The sequence below is a fragment of the Streptomyces sp. NPDC096013 genome, assembly GCF_044763565.1.
Lineage (GTDB): Bacteria > Actinomycetota > Actinomycetes > Streptomycetales > Streptomycetaceae > Streptomyces.
On the sequence record NZ_JBIWGK010000008.1, the window covers coordinates 91,115 to 110,725 of the forward strand.

11 protein-coding genes (1 of these 11 running past the window's edge) are annotated in these 19,611 nt (G+C 71.9%); all 11 read left to right on the forward strand.

Annotation, left to right across the window (positions count from 1 at the left end; genetic code table 11):
• A protein-coding gene (locus ACIRB1_RS26200; RefSeq protein WP_403467198.1) for an amino acid adenylation domain-containing protein crosses the window boundary here: on the forward strand, positions 1-270 show its 3' end. 4,350 nt of this gene lie to the left of the window's left edge; the window shows 270 of its 4,620 coding nt (coding positions 4,351-4,620); its start codon lies off the left edge, out of view; it ends in the stop codon at positions 268-270.
• A 138-nt stretch (positions 271-408) separates the two neighbouring features.
• Positions 409-9,900, forward strand: a complete 9,492-nt coding sequence (locus ACIRB1_RS26205) for an amino acid adenylation domain-containing protein (RefSeq protein ID WP_403467199.1) — start codon at positions 409-411, stop codon at positions 9,898-9,900.
• A gap of 7 nt (positions 9,901-9,907) precedes the next feature.
• Entirely contained in the window at positions 9,908-11,074 is a 1,167-nt protein-coding gene (locus ACIRB1_RS26210; protein ID WP_403467200.1) for a cytochrome P450, read from the forward strand.
• A gap of 26 nt (positions 11,075-11,100) precedes the next feature.
• Entirely contained in the window at positions 11,101-11,343 is a 243-nt protein-coding gene (locus tag ACIRB1_RS26215; RefSeq protein ID WP_352179380.1) for a ferredoxin, read from the forward strand.
• Positions 11,344-11,429: 86 nt separating this feature from the next.
• Positions 11,430-11,984: a hypothetical protein gene (locus tag ACIRB1_RS26220; RefSeq protein WP_033280613.1), complete on the forward strand. Its 555-nt coding sequence runs from the start codon at positions 11,430-11,432 to the stop codon at positions 11,982-11,984.
• Entirely contained in the window at positions 11,981-13,288 is a 1,308-nt protein-coding gene (locus ACIRB1_RS26225) for a peptidoglycan-binding protein (protein WP_403467201.1), read from the forward strand. The genes ACIRB1_RS26220 and ACIRB1_RS26225 overlap by 4 nt, the downstream gene beginning before the upstream one ends.
• Positions 13,285-14,007 carry an ABC transporter ATP-binding protein gene (locus ACIRB1_RS26230; protein WP_352179377.1) on the forward strand — a complete coding sequence of 241 codons (723 nt, stop codon included), beginning with the start codon at positions 13,285-13,287 and terminating at the stop codon, positions 14,005-14,007. Before ACIRB1_RS26225 ends, ACIRB1_RS26230 begins: the two co-directional genes overlap by 4 nt.
• Positions 14,004-15,260, forward strand: a complete 1,257-nt coding sequence (locus tag ACIRB1_RS26235; protein ID WP_352179376.1) for an ABC transporter permease — start codon at positions 14,004-14,006, stop codon at positions 15,258-15,260. Before ACIRB1_RS26230 ends, ACIRB1_RS26235 begins: the two co-directional genes overlap by 4 nt.
• Positions 15,261-15,570: 310 nt before the next feature.
• Complete coding sequence (locus tag ACIRB1_RS26240; RefSeq protein ID WP_033280615.1) at positions 15,571-15,795, forward strand: MbtH family protein; 225 nt, start codon at positions 15,571-15,573, stop codon at positions 15,793-15,795.
• 70 nt (positions 15,796-15,865) lie between these two features.
• Positions 15,866-17,977, forward strand: a complete 2,112-nt coding sequence (locus tag ACIRB1_RS26245) for an ABC transporter ATP-binding protein (protein WP_403467202.1) — start codon at positions 15,866-15,868, stop codon at positions 17,975-17,977.
• A gap of 356 nt (positions 17,978-18,333) precedes the next feature.
• Positions 18,334-19,350, forward strand: coding sequence for a streptomycin biosynthesis protein (locus tag ACIRB1_RS26250; protein WP_403467203.1), 1,017 nt, complete (start codon positions 18,334-18,336; stop codon positions 19,348-19,350).
• The last annotated feature ends 261 nt before the right edge of the window (positions 19,351-19,611 follow it).

Consider the following 19,611-nt stretch of genomic DNA (forward strand, 5'->3'; position numbering starts at 1 on the left):
GTGCCGCACGTGCTCGATGTGGGCGCCGTGGTGGCGGACACCGCGAGCGGCCCGGAGCTGACGCTCACCCTGAGCTGGCCCGAGGCGCTGCTGGACGAGGCCGACGTACAGGAGTTGGGGCTGGCCTGGCTCGGGCTGCTGAACGGTCTCGCCGCACACACCGCCGACCCGTCGGCCGGTGGGCACACCCCCTCCGACTTCTCCCTCCTCGATCTCGACCAGGACGAAGTCGACGATCTGGAGGCCGAGTTCGCCGACGACCAGCTCTGATTCCGGGCCACTGCCCCTCGGCCTTCGTCCCCCCGACCTGTGACCACCGCTCACTGCCGACCCCCCACAGCTCTGCCCGCACCGCTCTGTCCCCGCCGCCGAACCGAAGTTGCGAACCGCTGTGAGGAGACGTACGTGATGACCCGGACCCGGACCGCCATCGAAGACATATGGCCGCTGTCGCCGCTTCAGGAGGGGCTGCTGTTCCACGCGTCCCTCGGGGACGAGGCCTCCGACGTGTACGCGGGCCAACGGGCCCTGGCCCTCGACGGACCGCTCGACGTGGACCGTCTCCGCCGTTCCTGGGAGGGCCTGATCGCCCGCCACGGGACCCTGCGGGCCAGCTTCCGCCGGCGCAAGTCGGGTGAGGCGGTGCAGGTCATCGCGCGGGAGGTGGAACTGCCGTGGCGTGAGGTCGATCTGAGCGGCCTGCCCGAGGCCGATGCGGAGGCCGAGGCGGCCCGGTTGTCCGGGGCGGAACTGTCCGTCGGCTTCGATGTCGCGCGGGGTCCGTTGCTGAGGCTGCTGCTGCTCCGCCTGGGCGAACGGCGTCACCGGTTGGTGCTGACGACTCATCACATCGTGCTGGACGGCTGGTCGTTGCCGATCCTGGTGAACGAGCTGGAAGTGGTCTACCGGGCGGGCGGGGATGCCCGGGCGCTCCCGGCGATCAGGTCGTACCGCGACTACCTCGCCTGGCTGGGTCGTCAGGACCGGGAGGCGGCGCGGGCTGCGTGGCGGGAGGCGTTGGCGGGTGCGGAGGAACCGACCCTGGTCGTGCCCGCGAACCCGGCCCGGCTGCCACTGCGGCCCGAGACCGTACTCGGCGAGTGCGACGCGGAGTTGACGCTGGCGCTGAACGACCTGGCCCGTCAGGGCGGCGTGACGATGGCGACGGTGGTGCAGGGTGCGTGGGCTCTCGTGCTGGCGCGTCTGTCGGGGCGGCGGGATGTGGTGTTCGGGACGACGGTTGCCGGTCGGCCGGCGGATCTGCCGGGTGCGGAGTCGTTGATCGGGTTGTTCATCAACACCCTGCCGGTGCGGGCTGAGTTGGCCGGTGATCTGTCGGTGGCCGGCCTGCTGTCCGAACTCCAGGCCCGGCAGGTGGGCTTGATGGGCCATCAGTACCTCGGGTTGGCCGAGATCAGGCAACTCGCCGGACCGGGAGCGGAGTTCGACACGCTCGTCGTCTACGAGAACTACCCGCACTCCGCCGCTCCGGCACCGTATGACCCGGACACCCTTGTCATCGGGCCGGGCGGCGCACCGCAGGACGCCAGTCACTATCCGTTGGGGCTGATCGTCATCCCGGGCGAGCGGATGGAACTCCACCTCGACTACCGCCCCGACCTGTTCGACCGGACCCGTGCCGAAAGCGTGCTGGCCTCGCTGGTAAGGGTGTTGGAGCGGTTCGCGGCGGACCCGAGTCTTCGACTGAGCGACATCGATCTGCTGGACGAGGCGGAACGGGCCGTAGTCGTCGAGGAGTGGAACGCCACCGCACGGGATGTGGACGCGTCGACGGTGGTGGAGCGGTTCCGTGGGTGGGCGGTCCGGACGCCGGACGTCACTGCGCTGCGGTCTCGGCAACACGCCTTGTCCTACGGCGAGTTGGATGCGCGGTCGGATGCGTTGGCCCGTGGGCTGATTGCCCGTGGGGTGGGTCGGGAATCCCGGGTGGGGCTGTGCTTGCCGCGTGGGGTCGAGATGGTGACCGCGATGTTGGCGGTGTGGAAGGCCGGTGGTGCGTACGTTCCGCTGGATCCGGAGTATCCGTCCGACCGGCTGTTGTTCATGGTGGCCGACAGCGGTGCCGAGTTGGTCCTGGTGGCGGAGGAGACCGTAGACCGGTTGTCGGCTGACGTCGAGACGTTGCTGCTGGGCGAGTTGGGGACCGATTCCGGTGAGCTGCCGGAGGTCGTCGGTGGCCAACTGGCCTACGTCATCTACACATCAGGGTCCACCGGTCGCCCGAAGGGTGTGGCGGTGGCGCATGCCTCCGTGGCGAACCTTGCCTCGTCGATGGGGCCCGTACTCGGTGTGAAGTCCGGTGTCGCGACTCTCCAGTTCGCGTCGTTCAGCTTCGACGCGGCGGTGCTGGACGTGGCCGTGACCCTCGCTGCCGGAGGCACGCTGGCGATCGCCACGACGGAGGAGCGGCAGGACGGTGCTGCTCTCGCCGCGATGGTCGAGGCTGCCCGTGTGGTCACGGCGAGCGTGGTGCCGTCATTGCTGGGAGCCTTGGAGCCCAAGTCGGTTGCCGGGGTGCGGAATTGGGTGCTGGGCGCGGAGAGGTTGGAGGCCGGTCTGGCGGCGAAGTGGCGTGCGGGTGCCCGGGTGTGGAACACGTACGGGCCCACCGAGGCCACCGTCATCACCACCGCCGTTCTCTTGGACGAAGGCATCACGGGTGAGGATGCGCCGCCTGCGATCGGCAGCCCGCTGCCCAATGTCCGTACCTACGTGTTGGATGCGTTTCTGCGGCCTGTTCCGGTGGGTGTGGCGGGGGAGTTGTACATCGCGGGGGAGGGGTTGGCCCGTGGCTACATCGGCCGCTCCGATCTGACGGCGGAACGGTTCGTGGCTTGTCCCTTCGGTGACGGCACGGGGCGGATGTATCGCACCGGTGACCTGGTCCGTTGGACGTCGGACGGGCAGTTGGAGTTCGTGGGGCGTGCGGATGCGCAGGTGAAGATTCGTGGGTTCCGGGTCGAACTCGGCGAGGTGGAGGCGGTGTTGGCCGCTCACGCTCGGGTGCAGCGGGCCGCGGTGCTGGCGCGGGATGGACGGCTGATCGGATACGTCGTCGGTGATGCGGACGCCGAGGACGTACGCGCCTTCGCCGCCACCCGCCTCCCCGAGTACATGGTCCCGTCGGCGGTCGTCGTGCTCGACGCGTTCCCACTCACCGTCAACGGCAAGATCGACCGCTCCGCCCTGCCCGCCCCCGAACGCGGAGCGGGCGGTTCCCGGGGCCCGGAGACGCCCACGGAAGAGGCGCTGTGCGCCTTGTTCGCGGAGTTGCTCGGGCTGGCGGAGGTCGGGGCGGAGGAGAGCTTCTTCGCGCTGGGCGGCGACTCGCTGCTGGTGATGCGGTTGATCGCGCGGATGCGGGCGGAGCTGGACGTGACGGTGGGGGTCCGCGAGGTGTTCGCGGCTCCGACGGTGGCCGGGGTGGCACGCCTGGTCGACGGGGCCGGGGCATCCGACGGCGCGCCGCTGCGCCGCCGGGAACGTCCGGAGCGGGTGCCCCTGTCGTACGCGCAGCAGCGGATGTGGTTCCTCAACCGGATCGAAGGCGCCGACGGCGACGGTGAGGGGGCCGCCGCCTACAACCAGCCATTCGCCCTGCGGCTCTCGGGCCGGCCGGACGTGGCGGCGCTGGAGGCGGCGCTCGGTGATGTGGCGGACCGGCACGAGAGCCTCCGTACGGTCTTCCCGGATGTGGAGGGCGTGCCGTACCAGGAGATCCGCGAGGGGGTCGAGGGCCGGCCCCGGCTTCGGGTCATCGAGGCCGGCGAGCACTGGCGGGAGGTGATGGCGGAGGAGACCGGGCGCGGCTTCGACGTCGGGGTCGAACTGCCCTGGCGGACCAGCTTGTTGAGGGTCGCGGAGGAGGAGTGGGTGCTGCTGCTGGTGTCCCATCACATCGCCTCCGACGGCTGGTCGATGGGCGTCCTGGCGCGGGACCTCAGGACGGCGTACCGGTCCCGGCACGGTGGTCGCCCGCCGGAGTGGGAGCCCCTGCCGGTCCAGTACGCGGACTACGCGCTGTGGCAGCGGGAGGTGCTCGGTGAACTGGACGACCCGGACAGCGCGGGGGCCGGTCAGATCGCGTACTGGAGGCAGGCGTTGGCCGGGGCGCCGCAGGAGACGGCGCTGCCCTTCGACCGCCCGCGCCCGGCGACGCCGTCGTTCCGCAGCGGTTCGGTGCCGGTCGGGGTGGACGCGGCGACGCATGCCCGGTTGGCGGAGCTGGCCGCCCGGAGCGGGGCGACCATGTTCATGGTGGTGCATGCCGCGCTGGTGGTCCTGCTGGCGCGGATGGGCGCCGGGGAGGACGTCTGCATCGGCACACCCGTGGCCGGGCGCTCCGACGCCCAACTGGAGGAGCTGGCAGGGTTCTTCGTCAACACACTCGTGCTGCGCACGGACTTGGCGGGGGATCCATCGTTCGCCGAGATCCTGCGGCGGGTGTGCGAGTCGGACCTGTCGGCGTACGCGCACCAGGACGTGCCGTTCGAGCGCCTGGTCGACGAGCTGAACCCGGCGCGCTCCGCGGCCCGAAACCCGCTGTTCCAGGTGATGTTGGCGCTGCAAAATCTCCCCGAGGCGCAATGGGACCTCGACGGCCTGACCGTCGAGGCGGTTCCGCCGGCACAGGCCCCCGCGGCCCGCTTCGATCTCTCCCTGTCGCTGAACGAGCGCCGCTCCGCCGGCGGAGCCCCGGCCGGACTCGGCGGCGGGATCCTCTACTCCGCGGATCTCTTCGACGAGCGGACCGTACGTCGCCTCGCCGAACGCCTGGCCCGGGTGCTGGAGCAGGCCGCGGCCGACCCCCAAGTCCGGCTGGGCGAACTGGAGTTGCTGGACGCGGCGGAGCGGTCCGCGGTCGTCGAGGAGTGGAACGGCACGGCGCGGGATGTGGACGCGTCGACGGTGGTGGAGCGGTTCCGTGGGTGGGCGGCTCGGACGCCGGATGCGCCCGCGTTGTGGTTCCGTCAACAGGCCTTGTCTTACGGCGAGTTGGACGCGCGGTCGGATGCGTTGGCTCGTGGGCTGATTGCGCGGGGTGTGGGTCGGGAATCCCGGGTGGGGCTGTGTCTGCCGCGTGGGGCCGAGATGGTCGTGGCCATGTTGGCGGTGTGGAAGGCGGGCGGTGCGTATGTTCCGCTGGATCCGGAGTATCCGTCCGACCGGCTGTTGTTCATGGTGGCCGACAGCGGCGCTGAGTTGGTGCTGGTCGCGGAGGAGACCGTAGGCCGGTTGTCGGCTGACGTGGAGACGGTCCTGGTGGGCGAGTTGGGGACCGACTCCGGTGAGCTGCCGGACGTCACCTCGGATCAACTGGCATACGTCATCTATACGTCGGGGTCGACCGGGCGTCCGAAGGGTGTGGCGGTCGCGCACGCCTCCGTGGCGCACCTGGCGTCGGTCATGCGTCCCGTACTCGGGGTTGAACCCGGCCTGACCGCGTTGCAGTTCGCGTCGTTCAGTTTCGACGCGGCGGTGCTGGACGTGGCCGTGACCCTCGCTGCCGGGGGCGCGCTGGCGATCGCCTCGCCCGACGAGCGGCTGGACGGTGCGGCGCTCGCGCGCATGGTCGAGGCGGTCGGGGTCGAGGTGGCGAGCGTGGTGCCCTCCCTGTTGCGTGCCCTGGAGCCCAAGTCGGTGGCAGGGGTGGGGAATTGGGTGTTGGGCGCGGAGCGGCTGGAGGCCGGGCTCGCGGCCCGGTGGCGTGCGGGTGCCCGGGTGTGGAACACGTACGGGCCCACCGAGGCGACCGTCATCACCACCGCCGTCCTGCTGGAAGAGGGCATTACCGGCGAGGACGCGCCCCCGGCCGTCGGTCGGCCGTTGCCCAACGTCCGTACCTATGTGCTGGACGCGTATCTGCGGCCCGTGCCCGCGGGTGTCACCGGGGAGTTGTACATCGCCGGTTCGGGTCTGGCCCGGGGCTATGTCAACCGGGCCGAGCTGACCGCGGAGCGGTTCGTGGCCTGTCCGTTCGGTATCGGTGAGCGGATGTACCGCACGGGTGACCTGGTGCGGTGGCTGCCCGACGGCGACGGCAATCTGGCGTTCGTGGGGCGGGCGGACACGCAGGTGAAGATCCGCGGGTTCCGGGTGGAACTCGGCGAGGTCGAGGCCGTGTTGGCCGCTCACCCGGACGTCAGGACCGCCATCGCGACGGTGCGTGAGGACCGGCCGGGCAACCCGCGCCTCGTCGGCTACGTCCTGCCGGCCGACCCGGAGGGCGGGCGGGGTGTGGCGACCGGGAGCGTGCGCGAGTACGCCGCGACCCGCCTCCCGGACTACATGGTCCCCTCCGTCTTCGTGGTCCTCGACGCCCTGCCCCTCACCGTCAACGGCAAGGTCGACCATGCCGCGCTGCCCGTCCCGGAGTTGGACGACGGCGCCTCGGGTCTCCGGCCCCGGACCGAGACGGAGGCGCTGCTCTGTGCGCTGTTCGCCGAGGTGCTGGGCATCGACCGGGTGGCCGCCGACGGCAACTTCTTCGACCTGGGCGGCAACTCCGCGCTGGCGATGCACCTCGCGGGCCGAATCCGGTCGGAGGCCGGCGTCGACCTGGACATGAAGCAGTTCTTCAGCATGCCGACGCCGATGGGCGCGGCGCGCATCCTGGCCCTCAAGGAACGGCCCCCGGTGGTCGCGGTCGAGCACGAGGGCGGTGTTGCGCCGGCGACGGCCGGGCAGCGGCTCGACTGGCGGCGCGCCGCGGCCAACCCCCGGACGCGGGCCCTTCAGTCGTCCGTCGCCCTGCGCCTGCGCGGAGAACTCGACCGCGAGGCGCTGCGGGCGGCGCTGGCGGACGTGGCGGCACGGCACGACATCCTGCGGACGGTCTTCGCCGAGACCCCGGACGGCGGACTGGTCCAGCGGATCCTGGGCGCCGACGACCCCGCCGCCGTTCCCGCCCTGCCGCTCGTCGCGGTGACCGAGGAGGAGCTTCCCGCCGTCCTCGACGACCGTGCCGGCCGACGGTTCGACCTCGGCGGCGAAACGCCTTGGGCGTCAACCCTGTTCGCGCTCTCCGACACCGACCATGTCCTCCTGCTCGTCCTCCATCGGATCGGTGCCGACGACGTGTCCAGGGACACTCTCGTACGCGACGTCGCCGTGGCGTACGGCGCGCGCCGCGAGGGGCGTGCCACCGAACGCGCGCCCCTGCCCCTGCAGTTCGCGGACTACGCTGTGTGGCAGAACAGGCAACTCATGGAGACGGAGGCGGAGGCGGGCGAGAAGGAGGGCGGGGCCGGCGACCAGATCGCGTACTGGAAGGAGATGCTGGCGGACGCGCCGACCGTCACCGTCCTCCCCACGGACCGGCCGCGGCCCGCACGGCCCAACCACCGGGCCCGCTCGGTGCCGCTGCGGGTCCCGGCCGCGACGCACGCCCGCCTGATGGACGTGGCCCGGCCGCTCGGCGCGACCTCGGCGGCCGTCGTCCACGCGGGTCTCGCGATGCTCCTCGCCCGGATGGGCGCGGGCACCGATCTGACGGTCGGCGCCGTGACGCAGCGGCCGGCTGCCGGCGGTGAACTCGAGGCCGCCATGGGCCCGTTCGCCGGATTGCTGCCGCTGCGCACCGACGTCTCGGGCGACCCGACGTTCCGGGAACTGCTCGGCCGCGTGTGGGAGATCGCGGGGGAGGCCGACGTACGCGGGGACGTCCCGTTCGCGCGCATCGCCGAGATCCTGGGCGTCGCGGGCGAGGCGCCCGGGGACCCGCATCCGCTCTTCCAGACCGTCCTGGACGTGCGGGAGGACACCGCGGAGAAGTGGGACATCCCGGCGTTCCCGGGGCTGAACGCCTCGACGGTCGACCTCGGCGCCCAGGCGTCCGGGTTCGATCTGTCGCTCCGGCTGACCGACCGCTACCGGGACGACGGCGGACCGGGCGGCCTCGACGGCACGCTGGACTACGCCGAGGAACTGTTCGACCGGGCCACCGCGGCCCGCCTCGCGAAGCGGCTCGTCCATGTGCTCCAGCAGGTGGCGGCCGATTCCGAACTGACCCTGAGCCGGATCGACATCCTGCTCGGCACGGCGGAGTTCCGGCGGCTGACCGAGGAGTGGAACCTCGGCGCGGCTCACGTCCCGGACGGCACCGTGCTCCCGGCGTTCACCGAGTCCGCGCTCCGTGACCCGCGTGCCGTGGCCGTCCGCGACCGGGACGGCCACCTCACCCGGCACTCCCTGGACCGGGCGGCGGGTTGGCTCGCCGCGCGGCTGGACCGGCTCGGGGCGGGCGCGGGCGGTGTCGTCGTGGTGGCGGCCCGGCCCGGTACCGGCTGGGTGGTCGCCGTGCTCGGGGTGCTCAGGTCCGGTGCCGCGTGCCTGATCGCGGATCCGGACGACCCCGGGGGCCCGCTGGCGGCCGCCGCCGCGCTGGGCTGCGAACGCCCGGCCGCGTTCGTCCGGTCCGGCGACACCGCCGTACCGGGGACGGTGCCGGTGCTGCGGGTGGAGGACGCGATCCGGGCCGGGAACAGCCGGCTGCGCCGCACCGCCGCGGTCCGGGAGCCGTCGCCGTCCCAGCCGGCGGTGGTACTCCCCGTGGAGGCACCGGACGGCACCCTCGTGGGCGAGATGCTGGATCACCGGTCCCTGCTCGGCCGGGTGATCGACCGTCAGGCCGCGTCCCCGGCGGCGCGACCGGCCGACGGCGCGGTCCGTGTGGACGCGGGCGCGCCCGTCGCCGAACTGCTCGTCGGGGTACTGGCCGCGCTGCGTGGGAACGGCACTGTCGAGGTCGTACCCACGGCGGAGCGGCCGGGACGCGCGCCCGCGCGGGCCGCCGTCCCGCTGCCCCGCACCGCGCGCGCCTACGTCCTCGACGCCTGGCTCCGGCCGGTCCCGGCCGGGGTCGCAGGCGACCTCTACGTGGCGGGTCCGTCCCTGGCCCGCGCCTACGCCGGCGCGCCCGCCCGTACCGCGGGCAGTTTCGTGCCCGACCCCTTCGGACGCGGTGGCGATCTGATGCTGCGCACCGGCCGGCGCGCCGCGTGGACCTCCGACGGACTGGTGGAGCCGCGCGCCGCGGACGACGGCGGCGCCGACCTGTCGGCACCTCGGCGCGCCGGACGCCGACGCGACGACCTCGACGTACTGCTGGCACTGCGGTCCGGGACTTCCCGACCGCCGCTGTTCTGCCTGCACCACAGCACGGGCCTGGCCTGGTGCTACTCCGGCATCCTCCAGCACCTTCCCGAGGACCTTCCGGTCTACGGCCTCCAGACACCAGCCTTCGCCGGCCGCGGGGCGATGCCGGACAGCATGGACGCGATGGTGGCCGGACACGTCGAACGCATCCGCGCGGTGCAGCCCGAGGGGCCGTACCAACTGCTCGGCTGGTCCTTCGGCGCGGTGCTCGCCCAGGCCGTCGCCACCGCGCTGGAGGAGCAGGGCCAACGGGTCTCGCTGCTGGCGCTGCTGGACGGCTTCCCCGGCGGACACCGGGAGGCGGAGACCACGCACGCGGAGGACGGCGACGGGGTGGACCGCGAGGGACGCGTCGTGCTCAGCGGCCCGGAGGTGGGGGCGCCACTGGCCGACGCCTTCACCCGCGACATGGAGAGGACCAAGCAGCACATGATCGGGCTGGAACGGCGGCACACACCCCGGCGCTTCGGCGGTGACGCGCTGCTGTTCCTGGCCACCGAGGGCGGTCTGGCCCAGATGTCCCTCGACGAGAAGCGCACGACCTGGGCGCGGTACATCGCCGGCCGGGTCGACGGCATCGAGGTCCCCGCCGACCACATAGGGCTGCTGTGGGCCGAGAGCGCCGGGGTCATAGGGCGCGCGGTCACGGAACGGCTCGTAGAGCAGCAGTCCACGTCGGACATATGGGATGCATCGGATACATCGGACACGTCAGAGAGGTAGAACGCGCATGACGCAGTCGTTCGAGCTACAGGTCGACAAGCGCCGGAGCCTGCTGGACCCGGTGCCGGAACTCCTGGAGATCAGTGCGCGGGCGCCGCTGTCCAAGGCGCCCGGGGGAATGCCCGGCTGGATCGCGACCGGACGTGAGGTGGTGCGGCAGATCCTCGGTGACTCCGAGCGGTTCTCCAATGTGCCGCCGCCGGAGCCCGGCGGCCGCACACTCGACCAGCACGAGGGCAGTCTGCTGCACATCGACCCGCCGGAGCACAGCCGGCTGCGGCGGCTGGTGGCGCCGCTGTTCACGGTGCGGCAGATGCGGCGGCTGGAGCCGATGATGGAGCGGATCGTCGCGGACCACCTGGACGTACTGGAGCGGGCGGGCCAACCGGCCGACCTGATGCGGCACTTCGCCCGGCCCGTGTCCGGCCTGGTCCTCGCCGAGATACTCGGGCTGCCCCGCGACGACCTGCCCGAGCTGTCCCGGCTGAGCGACTACCGGGCCGCCGGGCACAGCGCCCGCCGGAAGCCGGCGGCGACGACGTACTTCAGGCACTTCGAGCAACTCGTCGCCGAGCAGCGCCGTAACCCGGGCGAGGGTCTGGTCGGCTCGCTGATCCGGGAGCACGGGGACGGGGTGACGGACGAGGAGTTGGCCGGACTCTGCGAGGGCATCGCCAACGGCTCGATCGAGAACACCGCGGAGGCCATCGCCCTGGGCACCCTGGCTCTGCTGCTCCATCCCGAGCAGTTGGCCCTGTTGCGGGAACGGCCCGAGTTGATGGACCGGGCCGTCGAGGAACTGCTGCGGTACGTCTCGGTGGTGGCCGTCGTCTCGCCGCGCACGGCGCTGGTGGACGTGGCGATCGCCGGCGAGGTGATCAAGGCCGGTGAGGTGGTGTCGTGTTCGGTGCTCGCCGCGAACCGCTGCCCGCACGGCGGCGGCGTCGCGGACGGGCTGGACATCGCGCGGGAGGAGCCCGCCAACCACCTGGCCCTGGGCCACGGCAACCACTTCTGCCTCGGCGCCGGGCTGGCGCGTGTGCAGATGCGGATCGCCTTCGCCGGGCTGCTGGAGCGGTTCCCCGGCCTGCGCCTGGGCGCCGGGGTGGAGGAGCTGCGGTTCCGGCTGCTGGCCCCGCAGTTCGGCGTCGAGACGCTTCCGGTCGCCTGGTGACGCCGGGGGCCGGCGAAGGCGCGGGCGTGACGCGCGTCGGGATCCGGGTGGACCGCGACAGCTGCGCGGGCTCGGGGGTGTGCGCCCTGTTCGAGCCCCGGTACTTCGACCAGTCCGAGGAGGACGGCCTGGCGCTGCCGCGCGTCCCCGAGGCGGCACCTGAAGCGCTGCCGAGGCTGCGCGCGGCCGCGGCCCGCTGCCCTGCCGGCGCCATCACGCTGGTGGCGCCCGACGCGCGGGAGAGCGCTGCCGGGGACCGGGCTGACTGAACGGTCGCGTGGGGCGCCCGTTGCAACCTCCGTGTGACCGGGTGCCCCGTAGAACTGGTGGTATGCCGAACACATTTCAGAAGCGTATGACCGGACCGGTCCTGGCGGTCCTTTCCGTGCTGACGGCCGGAACAATGCTCGCGGGCTGTTCGTCGGACTCGAAATCGACCGACGCGTCCGACGGCAGCCAGAGCTCGTCGAATTCTTCGGGCGACTCCTCCAATTCGGCCGTGGCCTATTCGCAGTGCATGCGCGACAACGGCGTCTCGAATTATCCCGACCCGAAGGAGGACAGTCAGGGCCGGGTGCAGCTGACGGTCCCCGCGGACATCGACCAGAACTCCCCGACCTTCAAGTCGGCCCAGTCGGCCTGCCAGTCCAAGCTGGTGCAGGGCGACACCGGCGCCGCCGCCAACAGCCGGTCCTTCGACGCGACGAAGGTCGCCGCGTGGGCGAAGTGCATCCGCAAGAACGGCATGCCCAACTTCCAGGACCCCAAGGTCGACGGCAGCACGATCATCATCGACGCCGACGCGGCCGGTATCTCCGGGCAGGACGACCCCAACTTCGCCAAGGCCACGGCCGCTTGCTACAGCATCCGGCCCGGCGGCAGCCTGATGGTCACAGGAGGGGGGCAGTGAGCGGTCGCGAGGAGGGGACCGTGGAGACGGCCCCCGAGGGTGCGGCGGACGTCCCGGGCGGTGAACTGGAGCCCCGGGCCGCGGCCCTCGCCTCCTTCGACGGGAACGGCGGCGCCGTGGAGCAGCCGCCGCCCGAGGGCGGCCGCCCGCGCCGCCGCGGGATGCGCATCGCCCTGATCGTCGCGTGCGCCGTGGTCGTCGCCGTGGCCGCGGCCGGCGCCGCCTCGGGTGTGTTCGGCGGCGGGGACGACAAGACCGAGGCGACGGCGCCCTCCGGCCCGCCCGCCACGACGCAGGTGAAGCGCACCACGCTGACCAGCTCCCAGACCGTGGACGGACAGCTCGGGTACGGCGACACCGCGGCGGTCAAGGCCCCCGGGTCGGCCGGCTCGGCGCAGTCCGGCGGGTCGGCGCAGGGCGGTGGCGGGGCCGGCTCCGGGATCGTCACCTGGATGCCCTCGGACGGCGACACCGTCACCCGCGGCGAGCCGGTCTACAAGGTCGACCAGCAGTCGGTGCCGCTGCTCTACGGCTCGGTGCCGCTGTACCGGACGCTGAAGCCGGGCAGCAGCGGCAGCGACGTCAAGATGCTGGAGAAGAACCTCCGGGCGCTCGGCTACCGGGGCTTCACGGTGGACACCACCTACGACTACTCCACGGCCGCCGCTGTCGAGAAGTGGCAGGACAAGCTCGGCCGTTCGCAGACCGGGGAGGTGCGGGTCGGTGACGCGCTGGTGGCCTCCGGCGCGCGGCGGGTCGCCAAGGCGGAGCTCGCCGTCGGTGACACCCTCGCCGGGGACGTGCTCACTTGGACGGGCACCGACCGGGTGATCTCCGTCGACCTGCCCGTGCAGTACGCGGACCTGGCGAAGAAGGGCGGCGCCACGACGGTCACGCTGCCGGACAACACCACGGTGACCGCCGTGGTGACGGACATCGGCACACCGACCACCTCCGACAACTCCTCGGGCTCCGCGCCCTCCGGCGGTTCGGGAGGCTCCTCGGGCTCGGGCTCCGCGAACGCCACCGTCCCGGTGGAGCTGAAGGTCAATGACGCCGCGAAGATCGGCGCCTACCAGGCCGCCTCCGTCAGTGTCGAGTTCGCGTCCGAGACACGTGCGAACGTGCTGGCCGTGCCGATCAGCGCCCTGTTCGCGCTACCGGGCGGCGGCTACGCCGTCGAGGTGGTGACCGGGGCGAAGACGGAGTACCGCGATGTGAAGCTCGGGACGTTCGGCAACGGCATGGTGGAGATCTCCGGCACCGGCATCACCGCGGGCACGGTCGTGGGGGTCCCGAAGTGACCGTCGCAGCCCACCCGGTGATCGAGCTGGCCGGGGTCAGCAAGTCGTACGGCGACGTGGCCGCCCTGGTCGAGACGGACCTGGTGGTCCACCGCGGCGAGATGCTCGCGGTCGTCGGCCCGTCCGGTTCGGGCAAGTCCACCATGCTCAACATCATGGGCACGCTGGACCGCCCCTCCTCGGGGACGGTGGCGATCGCCGGCCACGCCGTGGACTCCCTCAACGACCGCGAGCTGTCGGCACTGCGGGCCGGCACCATCGGCTTCGTCTTCCAGCAGTTCCACCTCGCCGCCGGAGTCCCCGCGCTCGACAGCGTGGCGGACGGTCTGCTGTACGGCGGACGGCCGCGCCGTGAGCGGCGCCGGCTCGCCGAGGCGGCCCTGCGCCGGGTGGGTCTGGGGCACCGGCTCCTGCACGAGCCGCAGCAGCTGTCCGGCGGCGAGAAGCAGCGGGTGGCGATCGCCCGCGCGGTGGTCGGCGATCCGCCGCTGCTACTGGCCGACGAGCCGACCGGCGCGCTGGACTCCCGCTCGGGGACGGTGGTGATGGAACTGCTCCACGAGCTGCACGAGGCCGGGACGACAGTGGTCGTCATCACCCACGACCGGGACATCTCGGCGTCCCTGCCGCGCGAGGTCAGGGTCCGGGACGGCCGGATCGAGCACGATTCGGGGGCACCGGGGCCCCGGGCCCTGGCGTACACGGGGGTGGAGCGATGAGTACGACGCAGTCGCCGCCGGCCGGCCGGGAGCGGCCCTGGGCCGAACTGCCCCCGCCGCCGCGGCCCCGGGCGGCCCGGCTGAGTCTGTCCGACGTGGCCCGGGTGGGCGGCTGGGGGCTGCGCTCGCGGCCCATGCGGGTCTTCCTCTCCGCCCTGGGCATCGCGATCGGCATCGCCGCGATGATCGGCGTGGTGGGCATCTCCACCTCGTCGACGAACGACCTGAACAAGCAGCTCGCCGCGCTCGGCACCAATCTGCTCACGGTCTCCCCGGGCACCACCATGACCGGCGCGAACGCCCATCTGTCCGACGACGCCGTCGCGATGGTCGCGAACCGGCCGGAGGTGATCTCGGCCTCCGCCGCGGGGACCACGGACGCGAAGATCTACCGCAACGACCGCATTCCGTCGGTGGAGTCCGGCGGCCTCTCGGTCAGCGCGGCGCGGACCGACCTGCTCCGGTCCATCGGCGGGCAGATCGTGGACGGCCGCTGGCTCAACGCCGCCAGCAGCCGCTACCCGGCCGTGGTACTGGGCTCGGAGACGGCGCGCAGCCTCGGGATCCACCGGGCCGGCCCCGACGTGCAGGTGTGGCTCGGCAACCACTGGTTCACCGTGGTGGGTCTGCTGGCGCACAACGAGCTGCTGCCGGTCCTTGACAACCAGGCCTTCGTGGGCTGGCCGGTGGCGGAGAAGGAACTGGCCTTCGACGGCCATCCGACGACGATCTACACACGGGCGAAGGACGCCGACGTCGAGAAGGTGCACGGCGTCCTGGGCGCCACGGTGTCCCCGGAGGACCCCAACGAGGTCAACGTCTCCCGCCCCTCCGACGCGCTGGCCGCCAAGAACGCCACGGACAAGACGCTGAGCGGGCTGCTGCTCGGCCTGGGCGGGGTCGCCCTGCTGGTCGGCGGTGTCGGGGTGGCCAACACCATGGTCATCTCGGTGCTGGAGCGGCGCTCGGAGATCGGGCTGCGCCGCTCGCTGGGCGCCACCCGGGGCCAGATCAGGATCCAGTTCCTCGCCGAGGCGCTGCTGCTGTCCGGGCTCGGCGGCCTGGGGGGTGTGCTGCTGGGCATCGGTGTGACCGACGGCTACGCCGCCTACCAGGGGTGGGCCGCTCTGGTGCCGCTGTGGGCGATGGCCGGCGGTCTGGCCGCCACCCTCGCCATCGGCGGACTGGCCGGCTTCTACCCCGCGGTCCGGGCGGCCCGGCTGCCCCCGACGGAGGCCCTCGCGACCAACTAGCCGGCGGCGACCGTGCCTTGACAGTTGACATCCGGACCGCGGCGCCCCCTGCCGTCCACCCCCGTGCGGCGGGGGCGTCGCACCCGGGGTCCGGTGTCCAAGTGCTCGGGTCGGTCGGTTGGACGCCCCTGTCGCGCGGGCGTCCGGCACGTGACACTGGTGACCCGACTGCACTCGTCCCAATTTAAACAATACCTATATCCACGGATCGCCCTTCGGAATGCTCCTCGAATTGGTGAGCCTTGTTCGTCCCATTAGCGGCGGCTAAGGTTTTCTCATCCATCGAGGAATACGATTCGTGGGGGAGATTATGGCGAACCCGTTCGACGACGAAAACGGGACCTTTCTGGTGCTCGTGAACAGGGAGAATCAACACTCGTTGTGGCCTGCGTTCGCGGAGATTCCGAATGGCTGGCGACTCGCTTTCGGGGAGGCCACGCGCAAGGAATGCCTCGCCTATGTGGAGGAGAACTGGACGGACCTCCGTCCCCAGAGCCTCATCGACGCGATGAGGAAGACCGAGGCGGCCCACTGATGGCCGGCCAGACCGCGGCGACGCGACCCAGGGAGTACCTGTGGCCATGATGGGCGGGCCCGGACCGGTCATGGTCCGATCCGACGGGCCGGATTCCTCGAACGACAGACAGCGGGCGAAGCCCGGAACGACGAAAAGGATCATCCCGTACACCCGCGGGCACCGCCGCTCCATCGGCTTCCTCGTGGTCTGCACCACGCTGAACGCCCTCTGCGCGGTGGCCCCGCCCCTGCTCCTCAAATACTTGATCGACGACGGCATCATGGCCCGGGACACCGGGACCGTGGTCTGGCTCGCGGCCGCGGTCGCCGCGGTCTCCGTACTGGCCGCGCTGGTGGGGTTCGGAGAAACCTGGTTCTCCGCCCAGGTCAGCGAGGGCCTGGTCTACGACCTGCGGGTGAAGGTCTTCGACCATGTGCAGCGCCAGTCGCTCGCCTTCTTCACCCGGGCACAGACCGGCGCCCTGGTGAGCCGGCTGAACACCGACGTGATCGGCGCCCAGCAGGCGGTCACCCAGATGCTCTCCACCGTGGTGTCGTCCGGGCTGACGGTCGTCTTCGTGCTGGCCACGATGTTCTACCTGTCCTGGAAGATCACCCTGATCTCCCTGGTGCTGGTCCCGTTCTTCATCCTTCCCGGCCGCCTCATCGGCCGCCGCCTGCAAGGGCTGGCCCGCCGGCACATGCAGGTCAACGCCGAGATGGGCTCGCTCATGCACGAGCGGTTCAACGTCGCCGGCGCGCTCCTCGCCAAGCTCTACAGCCGCCCGGACCGGGAGACCGCCCGCTACGCGCGGCTCGCCGCCCGCGGCCGTGACATCGGCGTCCGCAACTCGGTCTCCATGAAGATGCTCTTCCTGTCGACCATGTTCATCGGCTCGGTCGCCACCGCCGTGGTCTACGGCGTCGGCGGGGTGCTCTCCGTGCACGGCGCCTTCCGGATCGGCACCCTGGTGGCCCTCACCACGCTGCTCACCCGGCTGATGGCCCCGGTGGGCCAGCTGTCGAACGCCCAGGCCGACGCGATGACGGCGCTCGTCAGCTTCGACCGGCTCTTCGAGATCCTCGACCTGAAGCCGCTGGTCACGGAGAAGCCCGACGCGGTGGCGCTGCCGCCCGCCGCGACCCGCGACACGGCCCCCGGCGTCGAGTTCCGCGGGGTGTCGTTCCGCCACCCGAAACCCGCCGATGTCTCGTTGGCCTCCCTGGAGGACTTCGCCACGCCGGTGGCCGAGCGCGACGGCGACAGTTGGGCGCTGCGCGACCTCAGCTTCACCGTCCCGGCCGGCAAACTCACCGCACTGGTCGGCCCGTCCGGGGCGGGCAAGACCACCATCACCCACCTGGTCCCGCGGCTGTACGACCCGGAGGAGGGGACGGTCCTCATCGACGGCCGCGACGTCCGCGACCTGACGCTGGAGTCGCTCGGCGACACGGTCGGGATGGTCACCCAGGACGGGCACCTGCTGCACACCACCATCCGGGAGAACCTGCTCTACGCCCGCCCGGACGCCACCGAGGAGGAACTGGTCGCGGCCTGCCGGGCCGCGCAGATCTGGCGGCTCGTCGCCTCGCTGCCCGACGGTCTGGACACCATGGTCGGCGACCGCGGCTACCGGCTCTCCGGGGGCGAGAAGCAGCGCGTCGCCATGGCCCGGCTGCTGCTCAAGGCCCCGCCGGTGGTCGTGCTCGACGAGGCGACCGCGCATCTCGACTCCGAGTCCGAGGCCGCCCTCCAGCAGGCGCTCAAGACCGCGCTCGCGGGCCGGACCTCGCTGGTCATCGCGCACCGCCTGTCCACCGTCCGGGACGCCGACCAGATCATCGTCCTGGACGAGGGGCGGATCGTGGAGCGCGGCACCCATGACGAACTGCTCGCCCTCGGCGGGCTCTACGCCGAGCTCTACCGCACGCAGTTCGCCCGGCCCGCGCTCGAGGACGAGAGCGATGTCGAGGGCCTGCCGGAGCAGCGGGTCCCGGAACCGGTGGGCCCCGGCGGCGGACCGGTCGTCTTCGGCCCCGGCGGTCCTGGAGGCCCTGGCGGTCCCGGCGGCCCGCGGGTGGTCGGCGGTCCCGGGATGGTCGGCGGACCGGGGATGGGCGGGCCCGGTCCCCAGCCGGTCGTGTTCGGTCCCGGTGGCCCCGAGGGCCCGGGCGGTCCGGGAGGCCCCCGAACCCGCTGACTCCCTCCACCGAGCGGTGCCCGCGACGCCTCCAAGGCGGCCGCGGGCACCGCTTTTGACATGTCGTCAACCCCCTATGCCCAGCCGTCGTCCCACCGCCGACAGGGGTTTCGAACGCATTGAGGGGCTGTTACGTTCTATCTTGTCCGATGCGGTTGGTTTTTATGGCGCTAGGCGCCTAAATAAGGAACATGTCGGTGTGGCCCGCACCGCACGGCAGTGATCCCGCGGCGGACGGTACGGAAGGGAATTCCTCTTCGAGAACGAGAACGGCCGCTCGTCGTGATGGCGGCGAGGACCGGTGAGGAGCAGGGGTGGAAACCGGGGGAGTCATCGATCAACAATCCATAGTTGAAGTGGAAATCGACGCTTTACGGCTGACCGGATCACCACGGCTGGCCGGCGAACGGCAAGAACACATCGAGCTGCTGGCAGCGGTGCCGACCCCACTGCCGCCGATCATCGTCCACCGTCCCACGATGCGGGTCATCGACGGCTTCCACCGGCTGCACGCGGCCCGGCTGCGCGGGGACACCACCATCGTCGCCCGCTTCTTCGACGGCGACGAGTCGGACGCCTTCGTCCTCGCGGTACAGCTGAACGTCACCCACGGGCTGCCGCTCGCCCTGTCCGACCGGCAGAGCGCCGCGGAACGGATCATCGCCTCCCACCCCCACTGGTCCGACCGCAGAGTGGCCACGGTCGCCGGCATCGCCCCCGGAACCGTCGGCGAGATCCGCCGCAGGCTGGGCTCCGCCGCCGACCCGCAGGCGCGCCGGCTCGGCCAGGACGGCCGGATGCGCCCGCTCGACGGCACCGCCGGCCGCCTCCGCGCCGGTGAACTGCTCACCGAGGAACCCGGTCTGTCGCTGCGTCAGGTCGCCCGCGCGGCCGGCATCTCCCCGGAGACCGTGCGCGACGTGCGCAACCGGCTGCGGAACGGGGAGGACCTGCTGCCCCGCTCGCGCCGCCGCGACAGCGACGCCGAACCACGCCACACACCCGCGCCCGAGACCGGAACCGGCACGGACACCCGGCCCGGATCCGCGCCGGTCCCGGTGGCGCGCAGTCGGCCCGCCGCCGGGCGGCCGGTCCACTCCGTCGCGCAGGTCCGCGCGGACGCGGGGCCCGACCGTGTCGTCCTGGTCAAGCGGCTGATCGCCGATCCGGCGCTGCGTTTCTCCGAGACCGGCCGCAGTCTGCTGCGGCTCCTCGCGATCCACGCGGTCCGCGAGGAGGAGTGGGAGGCGATCATCGGCAACGTCCCGCCGCACTGCAGCGGTGTCGTCGCCGACCTCGCCGTCCAACTGGCCGACATGTGGGCCGACTTCGCGACCCGGGTGCGGAGTGACGTCACGGCCTCGGCCGGCTGACCGCCGTACTGTGCGGAATCCCGCATTCAGGCTCCCCCTAGGGCCTAGGGGGCCGTACTCCCCAATGTCCACAGGGGTTTCGGCCTGGATGTCAGGCTGTTAATTTCGGTCACATCCGAAGCATGTGAATGCCGCGCACGGATGCTCTGTCCAGGGGTGGCAGGGCGAGTCGAGGGGGTCGAAATCGCCACCTCCCGCATTCCTTGCGGCGGCAGACGGCGGATTTTCTGCAGAAAGCGTGCTTGCACGAGAAATTCTTCT